The sequence below is a fragment of the Streptomyces sp. JJ66 genome, from assembly GCF_019303495.1.
Classification (GTDB): domain Bacteria; phylum Actinomycetota; class Actinomycetes; order Streptomycetales; family Streptomycetaceae; genus Streptomyces.
The window spans coordinates 79,439-102,739 of the sequence record NZ_JAEVFI010000020.1 but is presented as its reverse complement, the minus strand read 5'-3'; the positions used below and the strand labels follow the sequence as shown (position 1 = coordinate 102,739).

23 protein-coding genes are annotated in these 23,301 nt (G+C 68.0%); 12 read left to right on the top strand and 11 right to left on the bottom strand.

From position 1 onward, the window contains the following. The first annotated feature begins 715 nt into the window (after window positions 1–715). The 11 genes from JJV70_RS16070 to JJV70_RS16020 all read left to right on the top strand — a co-directional run bounded on the left by JJV70_RS16070 (window position 716) and on the right by JJV70_RS16020 (window position 11,008). Window positions 716–907: a hypothetical protein gene (locus tag JJV70_RS16070; protein WP_219048666.1), complete on the top strand. Its 192-nt coding sequence runs from the start codon at window positions 716–718 to the stop codon at window positions 905–907. 446 nt (window positions 908–1,353) lie between these two features. After that, window positions 1,354–2,349, top strand: a complete 996-nt coding sequence (locus JJV70_RS16065; RefSeq protein ID WP_219048665.1) for a hypothetical protein — start codon at window positions 1,354–1,356, stop codon at window positions 2,347–2,349. A gap of 910 nt (window positions 2,350–3,259) precedes the next feature. Then, window positions 3,260–3,514, top strand: a complete 255-nt coding sequence (locus tag JJV70_RS16060) for a hypothetical protein (protein WP_219048664.1) — start codon at window positions 3,260–3,262, stop codon at window positions 3,512–3,514. A gap of 3 nt (window positions 3,515–3,517) precedes the next feature. Next, complete coding sequence (locus JJV70_RS16055; RefSeq protein ID WP_219048663.1) at window positions 3,518–3,895, top strand: toxin Doc; 378 nt, start codon at window positions 3,518–3,520, stop codon at window positions 3,893–3,895. Between the two features lie 349 nt (window positions 3,896–4,244). Continuing rightward, a complete protein-coding gene (locus JJV70_RS16050; protein WP_219048662.1) occupies window positions 4,245–4,754 on the top strand; it encodes a hypothetical protein in 510 nt (169 codons plus the stop codon). A gap of 131 nt (window positions 4,755–4,885) precedes the next feature. Next, on the top strand, window positions 4,886–5,707 hold the full coding sequence (locus JJV70_RS16045) for a transposase family protein (RefSeq protein WP_219048661.1): 822 nt from the start codon (window positions 4,886–4,888) through the stop codon (window positions 5,705–5,707). A 19-nt stretch (window positions 5,708–5,726) separates the two neighbouring features. Then, window positions 5,727–6,068 carry an SLATT domain-containing protein gene (locus JJV70_RS16040; RefSeq protein ID WP_308294841.1) on the top strand — a complete coding sequence of 114 codons (342 nt, stop codon included), beginning with the start codon at window positions 5,727–5,729 and terminating at the stop codon, window positions 6,066–6,068. A 246-nt stretch (window positions 6,069–6,314) separates the two neighbouring features. After that, window positions 6,315–7,010, top strand: a complete 696-nt coding sequence (locus tag JJV70_RS16035) for a hypothetical protein (RefSeq protein ID WP_219048659.1) — start codon at window positions 6,315–6,317, stop codon at window positions 7,008–7,010. Between the two features lie 490 nt (window positions 7,011–7,500). Further along, complete coding sequence (locus JJV70_RS16030) at window positions 7,501–9,435, top strand: UvrD-helicase domain-containing protein (RefSeq protein ID WP_308294840.1); 1,935 nt, start codon at window positions 7,501–7,503, stop codon at window positions 9,433–9,435. An 80-nt stretch (window positions 9,436–9,515) separates the two neighbouring features. Continuing rightward, window positions 9,516–10,022 (top strand): hypothetical protein, encoded by a 507-nt coding sequence (locus tag JJV70_RS16025; protein ID WP_219048658.1) that lies wholly within the window; start codon window positions 9,516–9,518, stop codon window positions 10,020–10,022. A gap of 755 nt (window positions 10,023–10,777) precedes the next feature. After that, complete coding sequence (locus JJV70_RS16020) at window positions 10,778–11,008, top strand: hypothetical protein (RefSeq protein ID WP_219048657.1); 231 nt, start codon at window positions 10,778–10,780, stop codon at window positions 11,006–11,008. Window positions 11,009–11,052: 44 nt separating this feature from the next. Here the strand turns inward: JJV70_RS16020 and JJV70_RS16015 are convergent, their stop codons facing one another. Both JJV70_RS16015 and JJV70_RS16010 read right to left on the bottom strand, forming a co-directional pair. After that, the gene (locus JJV70_RS16015; protein ID WP_219048656.1) at window positions 11,053–11,463 is read right to left on the bottom strand and encodes a thioesterase family protein; all 411 of its coding nucleotides are present in this window, start codon (window positions 11,461–11,463) and stop codon (window positions 11,053–11,055) included. Between the two features lie 19 nt (window positions 11,464–11,482). Next, complete coding sequence (locus JJV70_RS16010; RefSeq protein WP_308294839.1) at window positions 11,483–12,754, bottom strand: beta-ketoacyl-[acyl-carrier-protein] synthase family protein; 1,272 nt, start codon at window positions 12,752–12,754, stop codon at window positions 11,483–11,485. A 132-nt stretch (window positions 12,755–12,886) separates the two neighbouring features. Between JJV70_RS16010 and JJV70_RS16005 the strand changes: the two genes are divergently transcribed. Next, a complete protein-coding gene (locus JJV70_RS16005; protein WP_219048654.1) occupies window positions 12,887–13,387 on the top strand; it encodes a hypothetical protein in 501 nt (166 codons plus the stop codon). 651 nt (window positions 13,388–14,038) lie between these two features. Here JJV70_RS16005 and dnaB read toward each other — a convergent pair. The 9 genes from dnaB to JJV70_RS15960 all read right to left on the bottom strand — a co-directional run bounded on the left by dnaB (window position 14,039) and on the right by JJV70_RS15960 (window position 23,276). Beyond that, window positions 14,039–15,547 (bottom strand): replicative DNA helicase, encoded by a 1,509-nt coding sequence (gene dnaB / locus JJV70_RS16000; RefSeq protein WP_219048653.1) that lies wholly within the window; start codon window positions 15,545–15,547, stop codon window positions 14,039–14,041. Further along, a complete protein-coding gene (locus JJV70_RS23535) occupies window positions 15,531–16,178 on the bottom strand; it encodes a DUF721 domain-containing protein (protein WP_219048652.1) in 648 nt (215 codons plus the stop codon). The genes dnaB and JJV70_RS23535 overlap by 17 nt, the downstream gene beginning before the upstream one ends. A 31-nt stretch (window positions 16,179–16,209) precedes the next feature. Beyond that, window positions 16,210–17,223: a DUF6083 domain-containing protein gene (locus JJV70_RS15990; RefSeq protein WP_257574050.1), complete on the bottom strand. Its 1,014-nt coding sequence runs from the start codon at window positions 17,221–17,223 to the stop codon at window positions 16,210–16,212. 195 nt (window positions 17,224–17,418) lie between these two features. After that, window positions 17,419–18,765, bottom strand: coding sequence for a DnaB-like helicase C-terminal domain-containing protein (locus JJV70_RS15985; protein WP_308294838.1), 1,347 nt, complete (start codon window positions 18,763–18,765; stop codon window positions 17,419–17,421). Between the two features lie 80 nt (window positions 18,766–18,845). Then, window positions 18,846–19,928 carry a pentapeptide repeat-containing protein gene (locus JJV70_RS15980; protein ID WP_308294837.1) on the bottom strand — a complete coding sequence of 361 codons (1,083 nt, stop codon included), beginning with the start codon at window positions 19,926–19,928 and terminating at the stop codon, window positions 18,846–18,848. 11 nt (window positions 19,929–19,939) lie between these two features. Continuing rightward, on the bottom strand, window positions 19,940–20,263 hold the full coding sequence (locus JJV70_RS15975; RefSeq protein WP_257574037.1) for a hypothetical protein: 324 nt from the start codon (window positions 20,261–20,263) through the stop codon (window positions 19,940–19,942). Continuing rightward, window positions 20,260–20,913, bottom strand: a complete 654-nt coding sequence (locus JJV70_RS15970; protein ID WP_219048649.1) for a GIY-YIG nuclease family protein — start codon at window positions 20,911–20,913, stop codon at window positions 20,260–20,262. The genes JJV70_RS15975 and JJV70_RS15970 overlap by 4 nt, the downstream gene beginning before the upstream one ends. 872 nt (window positions 20,914–21,785) lie before the next feature. Next, on the bottom strand, window positions 21,786–22,763 hold the full coding sequence (locus JJV70_RS15965) for a hypothetical protein (protein ID WP_219048648.1): 978 nt from the start codon (window positions 22,761–22,763) through the stop codon (window positions 21,786–21,788). Between the two features lie 177 nt (window positions 22,764–22,940). Next, window positions 22,941–23,276 carry a hypothetical protein gene (locus JJV70_RS15960; protein WP_219048647.1) on the bottom strand — a complete coding sequence of 112 codons (336 nt, stop codon included), beginning with the start codon at window positions 23,274–23,276 and terminating at the stop codon, window positions 22,941–22,943. Window positions 23,277–23,301 lie beyond the last annotated feature (25 nt).

The following is a 23,301-nucleotide window of genomic DNA, read 5'->3' as shown; positions in this document are numbered from 1 at the left end:
ACTACGTGGCCGCCACCTCGGACAAGCAAGGCCTGCCGCTGCGCGAGCACGCCCAGGCCGTCGCCCTGCGGCGGTCAACTGATAGGCGCCGACGAGTGCAAGCACATACCAGGGCCATTCAAGCCCCACGAGGTCCTCCCTGCATACGAGTGGGGTACCGCCGACCGCGTACTGCGGGCAGCGGCGGAACGTGCGTTCCCACCCACATCACCGAAATCGCCACCCCCCAGGGTTAACTCAGCGACACACGTTCTGAGCGGAATGTGATGTTCCGATAGCAGACAGTCCCATGACCTGCGCAAGCCCCCGTTAATGTGGCGCAGATCACAGCATTTTGGTGTTTTGGTCGCCACCGTTCACCACCCACACCCCCCTCCCCGCGGCACCTGCGCCAGGATGACGGCACAGTTCTGCACACACCCGCGTACGCACGCCGGGCATGGCGGTCGCCTGCCAGCACCACGTAAACCGCCCGCCGATCCCGCCATGGGCCCTCCACGTGTCGCTGGGTTGTGGCATTCTGAGGTCAGCTCTCGTCCGGGATCGCCCGGCAGGCGGCTCGTGACCGCCGGAGGGTACGCAGCGATGGCGTCCTGCCTAGCCGATAGGGGCGGGTGGAACCGGCCGACGATTCAAGATCGTTGGATCGGGCGCTGGATGCTGCGGTAAGCCGCCCCGTCAGTGCGGAGATTGACCAAGTACTGATGGAGCTGCTGTGGCGGCGATACTGCCGTTTTTCGCCGAGGTCCCGGCCCTTGTCTGGATGCTGCTCGCGGCCCTTGTGACCTATCTACTGTTCATCGGGGTCTTCGCGGTCACCGCGGTGTACTCCGCCAAGCCTGCCCGTCGTCGGGCGGCGGTTGAGATGGTGCGGGTTCTGTGGATCGGTCACCGCCGGAACGAGTAGAGACCGCTCCACAGAACGCCGGTCAGGGCGTTGTCCTCGCGGTAGCCGGTGGGGGTGGCCTCGCGTGCCATCGCGAGGCGGACGGTACTGTTCATCGGGCATCCCCGTTCTGTTCGGCGGTGGCGCGGGCGGCGTGCTGGGGGGCCAGGGCAGCGGCAGATCGTCACCGTGATGCGCAGGGTGTGGGGCGAACAGTCAGCGGCCCTTGCCCGAGCACACCGAGAGGGCGGTATCTGTGCCCGATGTGCGCGAAGGTCGCCCGCACGCTGGCGGTGTCCAACTCGCGGCGGAGGGCAGCAGTCAGCTGACTGTCCTTCCATCCGAGGTCTCGTCCTTACCGTACCCGCCCTTCGCGGCGAGTCCGCCTGGAGGCGGCCGGATTCAAGAACGCTGGGGTAGGTTGGCCGGTGCCGACAGGAGGTCGGCATCTTCTTTCTGGGGTGGGAATGGACCGTAGACATCTGTTGAGGAGTGCGGCTGCCACTGCTGTGGGTGCGCCGTTCGCGTCGTTGGCGCTGCCGGGCGACGCGTACGCCGCCGGCACTTACCACGTGGCCGTCTGTGAGCAAGCGGCGAACGAAATTCTCATCCATCCGGTGAACAAACCCTGGACTCCGGCCAACCGGATATGGCGCTGGTCGCCGCCCGTAGCCATCGACGAGGAGGGGAAGAACACGTGGAGGCATCTGTCGGACATCAGATTCCGTGACACCGGTGCTTTCGGATGGGTTGCCCTGGTCGCCGCGTCGGAGGGCAAGGTCGGTATCGTCGACATGCCCAACGAGGATCCGGCAGGTGCACTTCTGTGGTCCGCCAGGCCCTACGGAAAGCCGCACGCGATCGAGCGCATACCCGGGATCGGTGCCGTCGTGACCGCGTCCTCGGGGCACTCCGACCGAGTGAACTGGCCGGGTTTCCTCACCGTGTACGGGCCCACCGACGTCCATGACCCGGGCAGCCTCCGGAGGGTCCAGGAAATCAGGTTCCAGGGAGCGCACGGGCTCTGGTACGACGGGAGCCACTTGTGGGCACTCGGCACCTGGACCCTCGCCAAGTACCGGGTCGCGGGAGACCACCTCGACACCAGGCTCGAACTAGTGTGGAAACACTCCTGGCCCGAGCGGCCGTACAACGGGCACAGCCTCGATACAGATTACGGGAATTCCGCCTACCTGCTCATCACCGGAGGCGGAATCGTCCAGCGGGTCCACAAGGCGACCGGACTGATCCAGGGTTGGAACCCGACCGGAGTCGGAGTGAAGTCCTATTCCAGAGTCGCCTCCGGAAACTCCTTCTGGGTGCAGGCGAGCGAGCAGTGGTGGAGCAAGTACGTGCAGTTCTTCGACAGCACCGGAAAACCGTCCTTCAGGAGGCAACTGGAAGGCTATGGGCGTGATGCCCGGTTCTACAAGGCACGTGTTTCCAGCGTCGCCTTCTCGTGAGCCCCCGGATTCGCTTCGAGCCGGTGAGGTAACGAGCGAGGGCGGATCCGACCACGTCGGCCGAGGCGCAACGTAGGTCGCCCCCGCGCCCGCGGGGGTGGTCCACCCCCGGCTGGTGTCCACCCAACCCGGCGGGGTCGTCCTCGCAGGGTTGCTCCGTGCGCCGGGCCCCGGGGCGAGCGGTAGCCTCACCCGCACTAACCACCCCAAAAGCAATCGAACGAAAAACCACTGCCACACCCGACAAACCCCAGGCCAAGAAGCGTGGTCCCCGCGCGAGCGGGGGTGGTCCGCCCGAGGCTGGGCACAGCGGCGATGGCCGCCCGTACCCGATCAGGCCCTGGGCCCCGGCCACTGGCCCAGATCCAGGGACGGCGGCTACGAGAAGGCGGTCCCGCTACGACTGCCACAGCCGCTGGCACGCCGGGTGTACGCCGCCTGCTGGCACACCTCCACCCGCTCCATCCAGACCCGGCGCGACTGGCGTGACAGCAACCCGGGTGTGGTGCCGACGCGGGGCTGGAACAGCGCCGACGAACTGGTCGACCCCCTACGGGACGGGGTTGCTCCCCCTATACGGCGGCTGGCGCCGTAGCCGGTCCGTCGTCCCCACGCCTGCGGGGTTGGTCCGGTGCCGCGTCCAGCTCGTCCTCGGTGAGGACGTCGCCCCCGCGCGAGCGGGGGTGGTCCGGGTAAGGACGGGACGCCGGTCCTGGACGAGCAGTCGTTCCCCGCCCGAGCGGGGCGGGCCCTCCCGGACGCGGCAGGAGAGCACGAGAGGACTTACCGAGGAGTGTGAGGGGGGAGCGGTGACCTGCGCGCTGCTCGCGGCGAGATAGCCGGGCACACACCGCAGCTGTGTGCCGCTGCCCCCTGCCTTCTGTATGGCATGTGCCGTACAGTGCCGGGTATGGGCGAGAAGACAGAGAAGATCACTATCCGGGTGAGCCCGGAGACGGCCGAGCGGCTCAAGCTGCGCGCCGAGGCGGAACAGACGACGGTCACGGCGCTGCTCACGGAAGCTGCCGAGCGCGATCCGCGTCTGGAACTGGCGGCGGCCCGCTTCCGGGAGCTGACCAAGTCCGGGCTGGTGCAGGAGTTCGCGGCCGCGTTCCCCGACGAGGAACCCGACGCTACCGGCCGCCCCGGGGCGAAGGCCGCCTGAGCGATGCCGCCCGAGCTCTACATCGATGTGGCGTGGCTGCTTGAGCAGCAGGCCGAGTTCCTTCCCAAGGCGCTCGAAGTGAGCGACTTCTCAGGTCTGCTGGCCGCGGTGGCCCGCCACCGGGTCAACACTCCCCGGCTCGGGTACCTGCCCGACGCCTCATGGCGTGCGGCCGCGCTGTTCCACGAAATCGTCAGTATCCGCCCGCTGCCCGCGCGCAACCCCACCTTCGCCGCCCTCGTGGCGATCTCCTACATGCAGGCATCCGGCGAAGGCCTCGCCGAACCGTACGGCGGCTTCATCGACCTCGCCCACGCCGTCCGGACCGGCCAAGCGGACGTGTTCACCTGCGCCGAACACATCCGACACTGGCGCATCTGACCCCGCTCGTGATGGGGGGCAACTAACTTGACTCTACGTCGCGTTGATGCGACTGGTATGCGGTCAACGAAGCCGACGATGTGATCACGAACTAGCGGGGAAGATCTTGGAAGCCGCCTATCCGATTCTCGTTGCTGCTGGCGTGGGCTCACTGATCATGCTTGCCGGTGTATCCGGTGGGGTGTTCCTCGTTCTGGCGCTACAGCGAAGCACTCGTCCCGTGCAAGGTGGGGGGCTCCCCGGGGTCCTGCCCGGCGACGCGATGGCGGATGCAGCGGTGGGCCGCAGCCAGGACCCTATGCTTCACCCGACCCCCGCAGTTCAACCCCTACGAAGAGAGAGGCCGGGAATGATGGAGGGCACCCCACAGGAAACGACAGAACGGGTAAATCGCCTAATTGAGCACAAAAAGTTCATATCTGAAATCCGGGTCGCCTTACGGATCAGAACCGCCCAGACGGTAATCCGCTGGCTATCCGGCATCCTTGCCGTTGCTTTGCTCTTCACCTTCATCGTTGCGAACGTGGCCGTTGGGTGGTCTGCAATCGCCCTCGCGAACAAGATTGCCATCCCCATATTCGCGCTCAGTGCGGGAACCTTTTTGGTAATCCGTTCCGTAGAGGAGCGCGCAGAGGGGCACTACGAAAAGAAGGCGCGCGAGCTCAAAATCGAACTTGAGGCAGCGGAGGAACTGCGCCTCCTAGACGCCGCTCGCCTCGGACTTCCAGTCCCAGACCGCCAGTACTCGTACAAGGACTCAATCCCGGCGGAGCTTGACGGTCTACGCAAGGACGGAAGGAAGTACAGGAGGAAGCACAACGTCGCCCAAGCCATCATTGAGGTTTTCTCAATGAAATGATCTTCGCGTTACGGGGTGATCCCGGCGGTTGGGGATGGAACGGGCAGGCGGACCCCGGTTGTGGGCAGACGTAAAGCCCCTGGTAGGACGGTTCTCACCACAAGATCGTCCGTTGAACCAGAGGCTTCACGTTGGTCACCTATGTTGCCATGCTCGATGTCCCGCGCCACGTGGTGGAGTACCTGTCGCGGCTGCTGGCCGCGCACCGGCGCCAGATCGGTACTCCCCAGGGCTCGCGGGCGCTGGGCACCTTCCGCCAGGCCATCCTGGTGCTGCGCTGGTTCCGCACACGCGGCTGCGTGCACTGCCTGGCCCGGGATGCCGGTATCTCCCAGGCCACCGGCTACCGCTACCTGCACGAAGGCATCGACGTCCTGGCCGCCCAGGCCCCCAGCCTGCACGAAGTGCTGGAACGCTGCCGCCAGGAGGGGATGAGCCACGTGATCCTGGACGGCACCCTGATCGCCACCGACCGCCTCGCCGGGACCGCGCTGAGCGTGAAGGGCAAGGAGATCGACGCCTGGTACTCCGGCAAGCACAAGCGCTTCGGCGCAAACGTGCAGTTCCTCGCCGCCCCGGACGGCACCCCGCTGTGGACATCCGACGCCGAACCCGGCTCCACCCACAATCTGACCGCCGCCCGTACCCACGTCCTGCCCGCCCTGTACGCGGCGGCCCGCCAGGGCCTACGCACCCTCGCCGACTCCGGCTACGAAGGCGCCGGCATCGGCGTCCACACCCCCGTCAAGAAGCCCGCCGGGCAGACCACCGGCCATCTACACACCGACAACCGCACCTACAACTCACTCCTGCGCGGCATGCGCGCCCTGGGAGAACGAGCCATCGCTGAACTCAAGGAGCGCTGGCGAACGCTGAAGTACGTCACCCTCAGCCCCAGCAGGATCGGCGACATCACACGCGCAGTCCTCATCCTCAACAGGCACTGGAAATGATCTCCGTTGAGAAAACCTCATTATTCTGGGGTCTTTGGGGGGAACCTCCGTATCTGCCCTCGCTGACACTCCGGCCCCGCTCAAGTACTGGGCCATGGGCATCACCTTCGCCGTAGCTGCAGCAGCAGGTTTCGCCGGATACTACAAGTGGCGTGAGCGAGCCTTCTACCTCCAGCAGACGGCGGACGAAATTGAACGCCACGCTACGGCTTTCGACCTGGGCATTCACCCCTATGACGAGGGTGGGGAGCACTCCAGGCTGGCTAAGCTCGCCCGGGAGATCGAAATGCTACGAGTCGAGCAGCGCAAACGCGAGCAGCAACTTGACCAGCCGCATGAAGGGAACAGTGAAGCTGTCTAGGACGTCGCGAGTCAGCGGGAATCGCCGTAAGTCGCTGGTTGCTTTCCTCCGTTACGACCTGCCGCGCTCTCCGTATGACCACGAGTCGCCAGGGCTTACTCGCGGGCAGCGGGAACAAAAACTGAGCCTGCGGGAGATGGCAGCCCGGCTCGTCATCACCAGCGGCAAGAAGAAGGGCCAGCATCCCTCACCGGAAACTGTCTTGCGGATGCTGCACGAGCACGATGAGCAGACGGCCGGCCGCTGATGCTCCAGCCCGGGACGACCATCCAGTACATCGCCCCGTACGAGGACTGGGGCGCGCACGGCACCGTCACCGGCGTGCTCGACAGCGAGAAGTACACCGTTGACCTCCTCCCGCCCCGCACCGGCACCGCCGTGTGGGGCCGCAATCACGTGACCCGCGTCTGGGACGGCGCGGACGTCGTGGACGCCGTGCCGCACGCCCACCCGGGCGGAACGCTCCCGATTCCCGGGCTGCGGCCGACGCTTCGGGTACGGTGCCCGCTGCCCCGCTCCGTCGTCGGCTCCTTCAACGAGGCCCAGACCGTGGCCGACTGGCGCCCGGAATGCAGCCCGTATGACGACCCGAAGGGTTGGGAACCGGTCGGTGAAGGCGCCCACCGAGCCGTCATCCTCAACCCCGCCCGTACCACCGTCTACAAGGTCGAGACGGAGGCCGGCCGCAATCGGCGCGAGCACCGCACCCTCCGCGGACTCCGGGACCAGGGGTTCGCCCACGCTCCGCCCACCACGCTGTGGACCATGCCCCGCCCGTACGGCACCGGCGCCGACATCGAGGTCCTGGCGATGCCGTACCTGCCCAACGACGGCACCGCGCCGCGCGCCCCGTACCCCCGGGCCGGAGTGGTCGACCTCAACCCCACGAACATCACCGTCTGCCACCACCGGTACTGGCTGATCGACGCCAGCGGCCTCTGACCGGGGGATCAGCCCTCAGCACTAACCGCTGTTCCGTTGTTCCCCGAGGCCGACGGCAGCGCCTCCGCCGGGCCCTCTCCGTCACCGCTCGCCGATCGACGCCAGCTCCGGATCTGCATCGGCGGCCCGCGTCATGGCGGGGATCAACGCGGAGAGGTCATCAACGGAGGGCTCGGACCCGGGGAGGTCACTCACGCACTCCTGTAGGGGTGGGGCAGAGACGCTTGTGGCCCAGCACGGGGCGGGCTGCTGGCAGCCGGTAGCGCATAGCCGGCTCACCGGGTGCGCGGCGAGACATTCTGGGCCGCCCGGCGGGACCGGCCGGCCGGGCCGGACCAGCATCTCCGCGTGGCCCTCGCGGGGGTGTCCGCAGGCCACGAGCGGAAAGGGCCTCCCTCGGGGTGCCACGGGCCTGCTCCCACTGTCTTGCCACCCTCTGTAGTGATGCCGGTACGCTGCATTGCGCGGGGTGTTTGTGGGAGGAGAGCCGGTGAGCCGCAAGCCGCCACGCCGAGGGCACCAGGAAGTCGGGCGGGATACGGAGGATCAGATTCCCCTCTTCGCCACCCCGGAGAAGAAGGTGAGGAAGCAGCCGAGGGAGTTGTCGCTGGCTGGCCAGCTGTCCCGCCTCGTCTCGCAGATCGCCCGCCTCTCGGGGCTCCCTCATGCTGAGATCAACCGGCGGCTCAACAGCAAGCTCGGTGTGAGCACCCGGGCTGGAGCTTCCGATGCGCTGAACCAGCGCGCCCTTCAGCTGGCCGAGGACTACTTGCGCTACCTGGCCACCACTTCGGAAGGCGGCGCGGTGCCCTGGCCGCCTGCTCAGGCGGCCGGGGCACCGCGTAGGGCACCGGTTCCGCGGAAGGGGCCGCCGCCGACGCCGGAGCAGGACCTCGCGGTGGAGGTGAAGCGCCGCGGGGAACACTTCGCTTTGCAGGCCGGGGCCGGTACAGGCAAGACCACCACGCTGGTGATGCTCGCTCACGCTGACCGCCGCCGCGGGATGTTCCTTGCCTTCAACCGGTCGGTCGTCAACGACGCGGCACGCCGCTTTCCCCGGAATGTGCGCTGTCAGACCCCGCATTCGATCGCCATGAAGGCGCTCGCCTCTCGCTACGGCGAGCGCTACGAGGCGCCGCGTGAACCGGCCTGGCGAGCCGGAGAGCGTCTTGGCATCGCCCGCACGATGCGGGTGACCTTCGGCGAGCGGGTGATGACCCACAAGGCGCTGTCGTCTGCCGCGCTCGGCATGGTGGAGAAGTTCTGCCACTCCAGCGACACCGGGCTGCTGCCCAAGCACCTGCCCTACATCCGCGGCCTCGACGCCGGACAGCGCCCCAAGGTCGCCCTCTTCCTGCTGCCGTATGCCAAGCGGGCCTGGGATGACCTCCAGGACCCCGGCGGGCGCAAGGTGCGGTTCAACCCGAACCACGCCCTGAAGATCTGGTCCATGACCCAGCCGGTGCTTCCCGGCGACTTCCTGCTGCTGGACGAGGCGCAGGACACCAACCCGGTGCTGGAGGAAGTCTTCAACGCCCAGCGCTCACACGCCCAGCTCATCATGGTCGGTGACTCCGCTCAGGCCATCTACGGCTGGCGCGGCGCACGGGACGTCATGACCGGGTTCGAGGGCAGGCAGCTGGTGCTCTCGCAGTCCTTCCGGTTCGGCCCGTCCCTGGCCGGGGAGGCTAACCGGTGGCTCGACGCCGCGGGATCACCGATCCGCCTGCGGGGAAACCCGGCCATCGACACCACCATCGGCCCTCTCGACCATCCCCGGGCCATCTTGTGCCGGACGAACGCGGGCACCATCACCGAGATCTTCAGCCTGCTGGAGGACGGGATGCGCGTCGCGCTCGTTGGAAGCGCCAGAGCGCTGGAAGAACTCGCCCGCGCCGCTGGCGAGCTGAAGGCCGGCCGACGCACCGCCCACCCCGAGCTGGTGCTCTTCCAGACCTGGGGCGAGCTGCAGGAGTACGCGGAAGAGGACCCCATGGGCGGTGACCTGCTGCCGCTGGTGGACATCATCGACACGCACGGAGCGGAGACCGTGCTCAGCGCGGTGGGACAGCTTACCGAGGAGAATGAGGCTGATGTCGTGGTCTCCACCGCGCACAAGGCCAAGGGCCGGGAGTGGCCGTCTGTCAGGATCGCTGAGGACTTCGAACCGCAGCCCAGCAGCGACGTCGACGAGCACGGACAGCCAGTACCCCGCCCCTACACCGTGGACGACTACCGCCTCGCCTACGTCTCGGTGACCCGGGCCCGGCACCACCTGGACCGCGGCGGCCTGCGATGGATCGACAAGCACCCCGATCTCCTGGCCGCCCCCACCGCGGCGGCCACCGCCCCGGCCGCTTGGGAGCCCGCGCCCTCGCCTGCCGTTTCCGGCTGGGAACGCTTGGGAGCACCGCCACCCGAGTGAGCCGAAGGCCGCCAGGGAGTCCCGGTAGTACTCGCCGAAAGAGCAACGAAGTAGCCCCTGCGAGGGTGATCCGGCCCGGTGTGGTCACGTTGCTGGAGAAGGTCGGCACCGCCCGTCAGGCCGCCGAGCGGGAGACCCACGCCCGAGTGGCGCACCTGCTGACCGGTGAGCGCGCTCGCAGTCTGGACAACCTGCTGGTCGTCGATCCGGCCCTGCGGGCCTCGCGGCTGCACTGGCTGGGGACCGGGCCGGTGCAGGCGTCGCCCAATAGCGTGGGTGGCGAGGTGGAGAAGCTGTTGTTCCTGCACGGCCTGGACGCGCACGCCCTCGACCTGTCCGCGCTGCCCGCCGAACGACGCCGCCACCTCGCCCAGATCGGCCGACGCCTCACCGCGCATGCCTTGGAGCTGCGGGAGGCGAACCGGCGCCATCCGATCCTGCTCACGCTGCTGGCGCAGTCCGCAGTCGATGTCCTGGACTCCGTCGTGCAGCTCTTCAACCAGACCCTGTCGGGTTCAGAATCGCGGGCACGGATCAGCTGCGCGACGAACTCGCTGAGCGGGCCAAGCTGTCGGAGGACCGGCTGACCCTGCTGGACGAGATCCTGCCGGTGCTCGCCGATGCCGGCATCCCGGACGAGGCAGTCGGGACGCTGCTGCGCGGGAAGATCGGCATGTCGAGGCTGATCGCGGCCAACGCGGGGCCACCGTGCGGCTGCCGAAGGACCACGGGCATCTACGGCTGCTGGAGGGCTCCTACACCTACATCCGCCAGTTCGCGCCGAAGGTGCTCGCGGCGGTGCGGTCCAAGGGCGGCACCGAAGCCGCGCCGCTGATCGAGGCCCTTCAGATCCTCCGAGAGCTGAACGCGAGTGGTGCCCGCACCGTCCCTGAGACGGCGCCCACGCTGTTCGTGCCGACCCGCTGGCAGGGCTACCTGGACGAGGCCGCGGCCAGGGGGACGCGACCGCCTACCGGCACTACTGGGAGCTGTGCGTGCTGCTCGCGCTGCGCGACGGCCTGCGTTCGGGGGATGTGTACGTGCCGGGCTCGCGCCGCTACGACAACCCGGCCGCCTACCTGTTCAAGCCCGCCCAGTGGGCCACGCACCGGGCGGAGTTCTGCCGCCTGGTCGGCAAGAGCCCCGATGCGTCGGAGGCGCTGTCACTGGTGATGGACGAGCTGGACGAGGCCCTGACCGATTTGGAGGACACCCTCAAGAGCGGAGATGGGCCGGTCCGCCTCAACGACGCGGGCGAGCTGGTGATCTCCCCGCTCACCGCGGAGGACATTCCGCCGAGGCCGATGAGTTGCACGGTGAGCTGGAGCGGACGTTGCCGAACGTGCCGATCGCCTCGCTGCTGGTGGAGATGGACCGGCACACGTCCTTCCTGGACTGCTTCACCCACGTCGGCCGCGAGGTGGACGCCGAGGTCCTGGCCCACATCTCCCCGGCCCGCAGCTCAGCGGTCAACTACTACGGCTCCATCACCGTCGACTACGACCACGAACTCGCCCAGCTCGACGACCAGGGCCACCGGCCCCTACGGATCGTGGCCACCGACGACCTGTGAGCCGGACTGTCAAGCGGTGGTCGGCCCCGGTCGCCGCAGAGGGGTCACGCTTCCAGGAGCGGTGTCAGGTAGTCGCGTTCAGCGTCGCTGAGCCGGGCGGGCCGCTGCTGCACGGTGTTAAAGGAGACCAGGGTGGACGAGGCCGTCGCATAGACGTCCTCACCGTCCTTGATCTCGTACGCCAGGACGAGTGAGGCTCCGGCGATCTTCGTAACCCAGGTCTCTATGGTGACTGGCTCGGGACGGTACAGCAGGGGTCGACGGAAGGCGATCTCCTGACGGGCCACGATGTAGGCCGTGTCCTTGGGCGCGCGGTCGGCAAGGGCGCGCGTCATGTCGTACTGGAGATGGACGCGCGCCTCTTCGAGGTAGCGTGCGAAGGCGACGTTATTGATGTGCTGGTTGGTGTCGGAGTCCGACCAGCGCAGCGGGCAGTGAAAGGTGTACCGGGCCATCCGGGGCGTCCTTGAAGGTTCAGATGCTGGTGAAGACGACGGTCGCGTTCTGGCCGCCGAAGCCGAAGGAGTTGCTCAGGGCCGCCAGCGGACCCGGACCCAGAGGGCGGGGAACGTGCCGGACGATGTCGAGCTGTATCTGGTCGTCGGGGTCGTCGATGTTGATCGTCACCGGCGCGGTGCGGTGGTGGACGGCAAGCACGGTGGCCACCGCCTCCACGGCGCCGACCGCGCCTTGCAGGTGTCCGGTCATCGACTTGGTCGCCGAGACCGGGATGTGGTCGATCGCCCCGGCGAGCGTGCGGTGCAGAGCACGGGCCTCGGCCAGATCGCCCAGAGGAGTCGCGGTGGCATGGGCGTTGATGTGGCCTATGTCCACTGGCGCGAGTTGGGCATCGCGCAGGGCCCGCGTGAGGGCGACGCTGGCGCCGAGTCCTTCGGGCTGCGGCTGGGCGATGTGGTGCGCGTCGACCGATATCCCGGTCCCGGCGAAGCGGCAGTAGCTACGGGCGCCGCGAGCACGGGCGTGGGCCTCGTCCTCCAGGATGAGCATGCCCGCGCCTTCCCCGAGGACAAAGCCGTCGCGGTTCTTGTCGTAGGGGCGGGAGGCGTGTGCGGGGTCGTCATTGCGCTGGGAGAGCGCGCGCATGGCAGCGAAACCGGCCAGCGCGACGGGGTGGATCGGGGCCTCCGCGCCTCCGGCGATCACGAGGTCCGCGCGCCCCAGGCGGATCATGTCGGCAGCCAGGATGAGTGCCTCGGTGCTGGAGGCGCAGGCGCTGACCGTGGTGTGGACGCTGGCCTGCGCCCCGTAGGTGATGCCGATGTGGGCCGCGGGGCTGTTCGGGATCATCGTGGTCGGCATGTGCGGCGAAACGCCGCGCGCACCGCGCTCCATCAGCGCCGTGTGACCGTCCAGCAGGCTGGTCACCCCGCCCACCGCAGTGCCGATCACCACGCCCAGATACTCCGGGTCCACGACCGCTCCGAGGCGCTCCATGCCGTCCGAGGGGGCGGGCAGGTCCGCGTCCTTCCAGGCTTCGTCCGCGGCCAGCAGTGCGAACTGCGCCGCCCGGTCCAGCCGACGGGCACGGGCCGGCGGGAACGCTCCGCCCGGGTCCCCGGCAGCACGCGCGGCGACGCGCACCGGAAGATCACTCGCCCACTCGTCGGTGAGCGCCCGGGTACCGGAGCGGCCCGCCAGGAAGGCATCCCACATGGCGGGCACGCTCGTACCCACTGGGGTGTAGGCCCCGAGCCCGGTGACGACGATGCTCTTCCCGGCTGGCACAGCACACTCCCTGGGTCGGCCCAGCCGACCACAAGGCGACAGCAGGCATAGAAAAGACATCCGGATGGATGTCGGCCTAAAATCATACCTTCACCGCAAAGGATCAAGTGAGGTACAACGAGCATGTGGACCGTGAGGGACGCCCCCGCCGGGCTGGCGCAGCACATCGGTACGGCGATCGCAGTCCTTGGCGACGGGGCCGAGGCCGTCCCCGGCGACTTCTCCCGGGCCGGCTCCGTGGCGTTGCGCGCCGCCTGCAACTGCGGCTGGCGCGCCTCCGCCGACTGTCCCCTGCTGGACGGAGAGGCACAGGCTGAGCGGCTCTGGCGCAGCGAGCACATGCTTCCGCTGTGCGCCCTGGGCGAGGAGCCCGCCAGCGAACGCATCGGCCGCGACCTCGTCGACCGGATGCTCAACTTCCAGCACAACCTGCCTTTCGCCGAGACCAGCCCGCTGGAAGGGCTGCGTGCCGCGGCGCGAATCCGCCAGATCGCCGACCTGAGCGTCCACCAACTGCTCGCCGTGGCCCTGCGCCAGAACCTGCCCCTCCAGCAGGTTGCCGACGCGCTCGGCACGGACCCCAGCGCACTCCAGGCAGACACGGGCTACCCGGACCACCCCAGCCGCCCCTGACTGTGGACAGCCAGGTACCAGGCCGGTCTCGACGGGGACTGTTTCATAGGTGGTCGCTCGTAAAACACCCGCCCGCCCGCGGGGTTGATCGCTGGATGACGGGTGGTGGCGTGGGCCGGTGCCTTGCGGGAGCGGAGAGCAGGTTCTTCGCGCGGACGAAGAGGTTGTGCTCACGCGGCGGCTCCCCCAGTCTCCTCGTCGTCTAGGAGGTCGTCGTGGTCGGTGTCGCAGTCGTGACTGGCGTGGGCGGTGGTGCCATCCTCGAACAGGTTCGCCGCCACCCGCGCCGCAGGCCTCCCACTCCCACTCGGCGTGCCAGGTCACCGGCCCGCCCTGGCCGCAGCCGTGGCCGGAGTCGGCGGGCCACACGTCGTCCACCCACTCATCCTCACTGATGGCGCCGCACTCCTGGTGCTCCCAGATGCCCCACCACACGATCGCCTCACTGGTCACCGTGCTGGGTGTCGGCTGCGCAGGCATGCCTGCGCGGAATGGTTCGACAAACGCCCCGACCTACTGCTCGCGGCACCAGCCGGAGACGCCATGGCCCCAGTCGTGTGAGCCCGAAGCCGCCAGGTGCGTACGCCCTCTCGGGCCCGGCGGGGTGAGGATTCCACGAGCCCTTGCACCGGACAAGCAGCGGCACGGTGGCTACGCCATGTCGAGGAACCGGCCGTAGGCGCCTTGGTGGCCGAGGGTGATCTTTGCCAGGGGCCCGAAGCGGTGCTTGGCGATGATCAGGTCGGCTTCACCTGCGCGCGGAGTTTCCCGTTCGTAGGCGTCCTCGCGGTGGAGGAGGATGACAAGGTCGGCGTTGTCTTCCAGAGCACCGGAGTCCCGCAGGTCGCTGAGGTGGGGCTTCTTGTCGGAGCGTTGTTCTGGTCCGCGGTTGAGCTGGGAGACCGCGACAACGGGAACTTCGAGTTGCTTCGCCAGGAGTTTCAGGCCGCGGGAGATCTCGGAGATCTCTTCGTAGCGGGAGGCGAAGGGGCGGGTGCCGTAGGTGAGCATGTGAAGGTCGTCAACGACGATGAGCTGGATGTTGTGTTGAGCGACCAGGCGTCGGCAGCGGGCGCGCAGGTCGGTGAGGTTTGCGTATGCGCCGTCTTGGATGTAGAGCGGCGCGTTAGTGACGTGGGCGATGTGTCGGGCCAGAGTGTTCCAGTGCCCGTCGGTCAGCGAACCGGAACGCATGTTATGCAGCGGGATACGGGCTTCGGCAGCGAGCACGCGCATGGCGACTTCGGTGCGGCTCGATTCCAGGGTGAACAGGACCGAGGGAAGCTGATGGTGCACGCTGGCAGCGCGCAGGAAGTCGCTGGCGAGGGTGGACTTCCCCATCGCCGGCCGACCAGCGATGACGATGAGCTGGCCGGGACGCCAGCCGTTGGTGAGGGAGTCCAGGTCGGCGAAGCCGGTGGGGACTCCAACGATCTGGCCGCCGCTACTGCCGACGGCCTCGAGCTCATCGAGGGTTACCTCCAGGACCTCAGGGAATGGATAGGCGGGCGGCAGGCCCCCCGGATGGCTGGTGGCTGCGAAGATCTCCGCTTGGGCCGTATCGGCGATGCGCTCCACGTTCTCGGCTGTGCCGTCGGCGACCAGGTCCTCGATGTGCTCCGCTGCGGCCTTGGTGCGCCGCAGCACGGCCATAGCCCGCACGCTTTGAGCCTCTTTGGCGCGGATCTTCCCCCGAGAGGTAGTGGTGGCCAGGGTGATGAGGTAGCCCTGACCACCAGCTTTGTCTATATCACCCTGCCGGGTCAGCTCCGCGCTGACGGTGGCAGCGTCCACCTGCTCGCCCTTGGCGTACAGGCCGAGAATCGCGGTGTAGATCAGGATGTGCCCAGGGCGGTAGAAGTCATCGGGTTCGACCAGCTCGACAAGGTCGGCGATCGCCTCAGGGGAGTTGAGCATCGCGGCCAAGACCGCCTTCTCCGCGCTCAGGTCCTGGTGAGGCTGTACCGGCTGCGTCGTGGACTCGGGCACGCGGCTCCCACTGCGTTCGTTGAACTCGTTGTTCAGGTCGGCATGTCGTTTGTAGAGGGCCATGCGGTGGACGCCGGCCTGGGCGGCGAGGGCGGCGGTGGTGCGCTGTGCTTGGCGGGCTCCTGGCGGTGCCCGGACGGGTGACCGGGCCAGCCTACCCAGCGTGCTCACGCTGCTGGTCCCGCTCGCGTTGCGCGCGGTCGGCTCGAGCCCGTGCCAGCGCCCGGGCGTGGAGCGCCGCGGTGGCTGTCCGAGGGGTCTCTTGGAGCAGTCCCGTCGTTGGCTCACGGGCCATGCTGGCTTGCCTGGTGCGAGCGGCCTCCACCTCCGGCTCTGCGGGCCCCGCGTTCCTCTTTGGCACGGGGCGGCGCGGCAGCGGCGGGCAAGGGCGTTCCATAAGCTGGCGCGGCCGTGGGGCGTGAGGCGGTGGCAAAAGGCGGATGGAGGTAATGGGCCGGGTGCCCAGGCGCTGGTTGAGCGCGCGGACGAGCGTGTCGGCCAGCCCTCGCCCTTCCGCGGCCCACGCCGGTGAGGCTGGTGCCAGGGTCAGCACACCGGTGCGTTCGTCGAGGTCTACGGCAGCAAGGTTGGGGGCCACCCGCTCGCCCACGATGGTCGGCCACTTGCAGAGCAGGGTGAAGTTCGAGGCGGTGATCCAGCCCGGCCTCACGAGCACTTCCTCCACGGCAGTGCTCAGCACCGCGAGCCAGGGCGTGGTTCGGAGCGGGGGCCTGACCTGCCGGGGGCGGTAGCGAGCGTCCTCCTTCGCCCAGCGCAACGCCACGCCGGCCAAGTCGCTCATGGGCTCCGGACAGTTCATCCTCCCGCTCCTTTCACTGCCGTGGGTTCTTGTTGTTGGGCTGGCCGGACTGCCATTTGCGGTGCGTGTCGTGGCGTCGTCTGGCGCGGCGGGTGCACAGGTAGCAGAGCCAGTCAGCCGGGGTGTTTTTGATGACCGTGGAGTTGTGGCATCCGTCGGTTGCGCATTGTCGGGTCTGTAGTGGTGCGTCCGGTTCTGGTGTGGGGGATAGTGGCTGGTAGTCGTAGCCGGTGGGGCGGCGTGCGAGGACAAAGTCGCCGTGGCGCTTGGGGTCGAAAGTGACCAGTTCGTTGTCGCGGGCGTCGGGAGCTGTCGCGTGGGTGGCGTGGTCGGGGCAGCGCTGGCGCATCCATCGTGCGCTGTTTTGGTAGTCGAGGGCGTCCAGGGCCCACACCCACATGTAGCCGCCGGTGATGTTGAGAATGGTCTGGCCGGCGCGGCTTTTGTCTTCGGGGATCTCGACCTTCGTCCAGGCGCCTTCTGCTGCGTCGAAGACGAAGTTCTTGCAGCGCTCTGCGGTGGTGCTGGCGGTGGCAAGACAGCGCAGGTCTTCGATACGGCCTGGGGCGATGCGCAGGGTGCGGCAGTAGGCGATGATGTGCCGCTGGCCGCCGGCGCGGGCGGCGCTGGGCGGGTCGGGTTCCTGTACCTCTGCCTCGCTGGCTGCGGGAGGGGCGGGGACGAATCCCCGGGCGATGAACTTCTGCTGTGCGACGCCGAGTGCGGAGACGATCTGCAGCATCACCGGATCGGTCAGATCCTCGTGTTCGATCGCGGGGCACACCGTCGAGTGCTTGACGCGGCAGCGTCCCAGGTCGTTGGGGTGTGCTCCCAGGAAGGCGATGCCGGTCTCGACATGCCAGCGATACCGTGGGGGAATCTTGCGGGCCGGGAACCACTGGGGCATGAGGGGGACCCTGCCCTGGTCGAAGGAGTCGCGCCATTCCACGGGGTTCCCACACCAGCGGCATCTGCCACGGGTGTTCCGCACCAGAGTGTGGGAGGCGTTACCGGGACCGATTCGCATGGGCATGGCGACCCCTTCGGCGAAAGGCGCCGAGTCCGGCGCATCCAACCGTTAGATGAGTGCTCGTCAGCATAGGCAGCGCCCCGCCTCGGTGTGCGCTAAACGTTGCATCCCGTCCTGAACAGCTCAGTGCCGCCGATGTGCCATCGGAGATGAGATTGTGCCGCGAAATCTGAGACCCTACACACGCGCTCATCAGACGCGGGCCATGTCGACGAAGCGGCTGTAGTGGAGCTGACTGGCGACGGTCACGGTCGCCAGCGGTCCGAACCGGTTCTTGTCGAGTACGAGGTCGACTTCACCGGCACGCGCTGATTCGGGCTCAACCACGTCGGGCCGGTTGACCTTGATCACGACGCTCGCGTCGTTCTTGATGGCCCGCGACTCGCGCATCAGGCCGTCGTCGTTGAGCTGGGACAGGGCGATGACATGGCTGTCGAGTTCGACCGCCAGGTTCTTCAGGCCGCGGGAGACGGATGCGACGGCCTGTTCGCGGGTGATGTTGCGGCGCTGCTCGACTTCGACGAGCTGCAGGTAGTCGACCACCAGGAGCTGAAGGCCGGCGTCGCGTGCGCAGGCGCGCGCCGCCGACGCGATGTCTGCCAGCGACGCGCCGTCGGGCCGGTAGATCCGCAGCGGCAGCGTCCTGAACAGCTCCGGGCCCAGCCGGTGGACGGTTTCCCAGCCCTGGGAGGTGAGGCCACCCTGGTGGGTGAGGTGGTGCAGCGCGATCTTTCCTTCAGCGGCGGTGATCTTCTGCATCAGCTCGGTGGCGCTCATCTCCAGGGAGGAGAACAGCACGTGGGCGCCGGTCTTGGCGGCGGCGACGGCGGCGTTCAGTGCCAGTGTGGACTTGCCGACGCCGGACTGTGCCGCGATGACCGTCACGTTGCCCGGGTGCATTCCCGAGGTCGCGGTGTCCAGGTCGGCGAAGCCGTAGGTCAGGCCCATGCGCTTGCCGTCCTGGACGGCCTCCAGCTCCTCCACGAACTCCAGATAGAGGTCGCGGACGAAAGGCGGCGCCTCATGCAAGCCGGGGGTCCCCGCGATGATCTCGGTGAGCTGCTGCTCGACCAGCGCGCGCACCTCCTCTTCTTCGCCTTCCTCGCTGTAGGCGTACTGCAGGATGCGCTGCGCCGACTCGATCACCCCACGCCGGTAGGCCTTGGCCCGCACGATCTCGGCGTAGTCCGGGCCGTGCGCGACGGTGGGGGCGGCCTGGACGCAGTGGTGGAGGTAGCCGGGGCCTCCAACGCGGGTGAGTTCCCCGCGCCGGGTCAGCTCATCCGCGACGGTCAGGGCGTCGACGGGCTCACCGGCCTCGTGCAGCGCGTAGATGGCGTGGTGGATGGTGGCGTGTGCGGGCCGGTAGTAGTCCTCCGCGCTGAGGCCGGTCTCCAGCGTTTCGGCGAAGTACCGGTGGCCGCCGGTACTGCCCGCCAGGAGCAACGCGCCGATCACGGCCTGCTCGGCCTCGAGGTTCTGCGGAGGCGTGCGGGTGAACGAGCCGTCAGCGGTCTGCTGCTGCGGGATGGTGGACACTAGTGGTCTCCTGTCCAGTAGAGCGTGCAGGGGATTTAGCGGGCCGCTCCCGGGCGTGGGAGCGGCCCGCACGTCGTTGATCAGTCATCGGGGACGGCCATAGCGCACTCCAGGCAGCCCTTGCGGTAGCGGCGCGGGTGCTCCGGGCACATCTCACGCCCGCCAGCGCCGTGCGATTCACCGCTGCCACCGGCGGCATGCGAGACCTTGCCGTACAGCCGCAAGTCCTCCACCCAGCCCGGCAAGCACCTCGTCCACGACTTCGCACGGTCGGTGTTCTTGAGGATCTCGGTCTCCAGCAGGGCCCGCTGCGCGTCGGCCATGTCGGCCAGCGTCGGCCAGCCCTGCTCGCGCATCGCCCGCAGCAGGCGAGGGGCGCACTTGCGTGCGGTGGCGGCTCCCGGCTGCCACCGCTCCATGCCCTGGAGGAACCGAGCGGCAGCGGTCGTCTCCTCGGAGGAAAACTCCGCCTCCGCCTCCTCCCGCTGTGACGGAAGCGACCCCTTGGTGCTGGAGGGGGTAGGGGGAGGAGGAGGTTTTACCTCCTCCTCCGGGGGGTGTGGGGGGGGAACGGCATTGCCGGAAGTGGCTCCGACCTGCGGAAACACCTCTTCCAGGGTGCCACTTCCGGCAATGCCGGATCCGGTATTGCCGGAAGTGGCGTTGACCTGCGCAGATCGAGTTTTTGTCCTTTTCTGCTTCCTGCTTCCGGCATTGCCGGATCCGGTATTGCCGGAAGTGGCGTTGACCTGCGTGTCTTCGGTAGACGGCTCAGGCGTCCAGTCGGGGTTCCAGGTCGGCCACTCGTAGAACTCGTAGCTGACCGGACCGACGCGCTTGCCCCGCTCCCGCGGCTCGATCCGTCGCAGATAGCCCTTCTCCCGCAGCCGAGCGAAGGACTCGTAAACCGCGTCCCGGCCCACGACCTTCCCGTTGCCGCTGACCACGCCCAGCTCCTGCAAGCGCTTCATCACCGATGCGGGGGTAACCGTCAGTGGCTCGTCCTCCGCCCCCTGGCGAGCCTTCTCACCGAGCATGAACATCACCTCGATCACCACCCTCAGGTCCAGCTGCACAGGCAGCGCCTGTGGGCCGTACACCATGTGGTGGTGCACGTGGACACCACTCACCGGGCCCTTCGCCGTGATCTGTCCGTGCTCCACGACTGCCGTACTCACAGCACACCGCCGATCAGCAAACCGGCGTCCGTAAGATGGCCGAACGCCTCGTAGACCTCGTTCCTGCCGACCAGCTCCTTCGCGTCCTTCGCAGAGCGGATGCCTCGCTGCTGGAGCTGCTGCCACACCGCCACAGGCGTGCACTCGATACCGGACGCGAGGTTGAACATCACCTGCAACATCACGACGTAGTCCAGAGAATGGGCCAGGTCAGATCCCGCCCCCAGATGCCGGGGAACCGACACGCCGGACGCGGGCGCCCGGCTCTGGACGATCCGGCTTGCGCCGTCCACGATGCCGTCGCGTTTCTCGGTGCTCACTGCTCACCCCCGAAGCGAGCAGCGGCCTGCTCGACAGCCTGCTCTGCCTCGAGTCCGGTGAAGTCGAACCACTCGCCGTTGAGGCGACGGTCCGCGAACACGGTGTGCAGATACTCCTCCAGCGCTACGCCGCCTTCTGTCTGCCAGACCAGCCTCAGTGGCTCCGGCGAGCTCGTGCTGAGGACCTTCAGGCGCCTTGCAGGGTCCTGGCTATGGCCGATCTTCACGCGGCCGGAAAGGGTCTGCTGGATGGCGTAGACCCAGCTCGTCTTCTTCAAGGCTGGGGCAGCCTGGGCGGGCAGGGAGGAGGGAACCTCGGCCCAGGGCCGCTGACGGAGCACAAGGCGCCGGGCGCTCTGGCCAGTGGCCGGACTGTCGTCCGTAACGGTCTCCAGGTGGCCGGCCTGCTGCAACCGGTCGAACACCTCACGTAGGCGCACACGGTCGATATCCCAGCCGAGGTCCCGCATGACCGATAGAAGCGCTGCGACGGACGGGCACTCTTGGTGAGGCTGCAGGAAAAGCAACGCGAGAACACCAAGGTCTTCGGGCTGAAGCCCCCGCGTGCAAACCAGGCGACGGGGGAAGACGGCGTAGTCTGGCGGCTCAGGTGCGACGTGGACGGCGTCGCCAAGGGGCGAAGAGCTCATCGGCGCGCCTCCGTCAGCATCGCGGCGGAAGGGCTGGGAGCAGCGTGCGGGCTGACCGGCAGGTCAGCGCACGAGGGCGTACGGGCAGGGAGGCAGGCTGTGGAGGGTGCTTCGTTCACACCTGCTACAGGCGTCGAGAACGCCTTCGGTGTGACAGCTGCGGCCAGGTCAATTTCGGAACACGTCTGGCCGTTGGACGCGGAGGCGGGCGTAGAGCGGTACATGGGCGCAAGCCGACCGGAGTCTGCCTGTGGACAGAGTCCTGTGCGCGCGGCGGTCTGGGACGAGCTGGAGTCCACTGCGGCCCGGAGGCACTGGCGGTGGCGGACGGTGTGCACGGTGTGTTCTCTCCCCGAGAGGGTGGTGGTGTGACCCCACCTCGCCCCCGCATAGGTGACCTTCGTCACGTGATAGGCCCCGACACGGCCCTTACGGGCCTGCCGGGGCTGACAGATGTCAGCCCTCTCGTGCATGATGAGCACGGCTCCTCTCGAAAGGGAGGGCACGACAAAGGCCCTCGTGGTGCTTTGTGGTTCCGTCCAAGAACCTGAAGATCGAACTGTTCGAAACCGGGTGGCACCGGGTCGAACAACTCCTCCGGGAGGCTGTGGCAGGCCGAACCGGAGAGCAGATGGGGCGCTGAGCCGTGGTGAGTGCTGTCACCGCGAGTGCACAGGCCCCGGGCGGCAGAGGCCGCCCCTACACCTACGTCATCCCAACCCCCTCGGCAGAGGGCTGGTTGGGTGCGCTCGAAAACACGAACGCCCCGTCGACGGGCCAGCGCTCAAGGCATCGCTGACCCCACGGCGGGGTGCTGTATGTGTGGAGCCGGGTACGGGTACCCTGAATCACGTCGATCACCTAACTGTCTTCTAAAGGGTGGTCGCTGGCCTCGGGGACTGACCGCCAAGAAAGTCCCCCGGCCACCATGTGGCCCCGTCCGGCAAGCCGGGAGGGGCCACATCAGTTTTCTGATCAAGCTTGGGCGTCACCCTACCCCCCCTCCGCGCCGCGTGGGGCGCCTGGGGGCAACGTGTCGTTACGGCTAGTGAGAACCGAGACCCCGTCAGCCCCGAGGCAGAGATGGGTCGTACCGCGTCACGAGACACCGCTACCCCGGCCGGCGATGTCCGGTAGGGGGCGGGCCTGCTGCGGGTTGAGGACGCGCTCACTGGCCACTCCGCAATTCGCGGAGCCACAGCGAGGCCAGCCTCCGCAGCCGCGATAACACCGCGGTAGTCGCCCCGGGTCAGGGAGAACCAGGCACGCATCTCGTGCGCCCAGCCCTGCACGCTCACCTCCCCCGCCTCCTCACCCAGCATCAGCGCGGCCTGCCGAGTCGCCTCCGCGTCGCGCGGGCGCCCGGAGTCGTACTCGACACAGCCAACCAGGAGCGACAACTTCCCGGCCAGCGCGATGATCTCGCGATGCTGCGCCAGGTTCACTCGCTGGTGCTGGAGTCCGACGACCCGGGCCAGCCACGCTTTGCCTTCAACGAGCAGCTGGTCGGTGGGCATGTACGCGTACTCGCAGCACAGCCGGTCCGCCGTGATCCGCAGCGCATCCAGGGTGGCCACGTCAACGTCGGAGGCCCGCAGTCGGGCGATGATGTCCACGGTGTCCATGCCGCTGGCCTGCAAAGTCTCGGCACGCCCGTCGCGGCGAGACCGCTCAGGGAAGAAAGCACCCGTCGTCGTGCCGAAGGTCTGAGCGATAGCTGACTTGTACTTGAGGGGCTGCGCGTCCCCCGAATCCCAGCGCTTCCACTGCCGGAGCAAGTCCTGCTCGCTCACGGCCTGGTCGTCGGGGAGCCGGACCATCAGTGCACGCACCGCATCGGTCTGCGTCACCGGTGATCGTCACTTTGCGAAGCGTCCCAGGTGGCGCACGGTGAGTGCCGTTCACGAGTTGATCCCCGTACCAGTGGAAGAGGAACGGTCCATGCTGAGTCCCGTCCGACAGCCGCGAGCGACGAACGCAACGGGTGCTTCACGGCTCCTCCTTCGCGATGGTTGCGGGGTTCGGAATCAGCTGGTGGTGACGTCGCCAGCGGCGCGATGCGCCTGGATCACGTATGCGTACGCGGCTCCCAGGTGGCCGTACGCCGTGGTGGAGTCCGCGGAGATCGCGGCGGCGGCCGACTCCCCGGCCCGGCGCAGCTGCTCGGTAACGGCGGGGAGCAGGGTCGGCGTGTCCGCGAACTCGTCCAAGCGCCGCGCGATCTCGGAGAGGGGAGCGTCCTCGAGTACGCCGACCGGACCGTCCGGGCCCGAGAGTGCGGGGATCCACCCGTTGGTCACGGTGAGGGAGCTGCGGATCTCGTCCACGAGCTCGGAGGCAGTGAGCCGCTTCTCGGTGTTCATGCGGGGATCGGTCTCCAAGGACTCG

Coding starts and splice junctions, on each gene's coding strand:
- JJV70_RS15970 (WP_219048649.1), bottom strand. CDS start 20,913: ATGAGCTCTTCGCCCCTTGGCGACGCCGTCCACGTCGCACCTGAGCCG.
- JJV70_RS15990 (WP_257574050.1), bottom strand. CDS start 17,223: ATGCGAATCGGTCCCGGTAACGCCTCCCACACTCTGGTGCGGAACACC.
- JJV70_RS23535 (WP_219048652.1), bottom strand. CDS start 16,178: ATGAGCGACTTGGCCGGCGTGGCGTTGCGCTGGGCGAAGGAGGACGCT.
- JJV70_RS16050 (WP_219048662.1), top strand. CDS start 4,245: ATGATGGAGGGCACCCCACAGGAAACGACAGAACGGGTAAATCGCCTA.
- JJV70_RS15960 (WP_219048647.1), bottom strand. CDS start 23,276: ATGAACACCGAGAAGCGGCTCACTGCCTCCGAGCTCGTGGACGAGATC.
- JJV70_RS16060 (WP_219048664.1), top strand. CDS start 3,260: ATGGGCGAGAAGACAGAGAAGATCACTATCCGGGTGAGCCCGGAGACG.
- JJV70_RS16035 (WP_219048659.1), top strand. CDS start 6,315: ATGCTCCAGCCCGGGACGACCATCCAGTACATCGCCCCGTACGAGGAC.
- JJV70_RS16065 (WP_219048665.1), top strand. CDS start 1,354: ATGGACCGTAGACATCTGTTGAGGAGTGCGGCTGCCACTGCTGTGGGT.
- JJV70_RS16055 (WP_219048663.1), top strand. CDS start 3,518: ATGCCGCCCGAGCTCTACATCGATGTGGCGTGGCTGCTTGAGCAGCAG.
- JJV70_RS16015 (WP_219048656.1), bottom strand. CDS start 11,463: ATGGCCCGGTACACCTTTCACTGCCCGCTGCGCTGGTCGGACTCCGAC.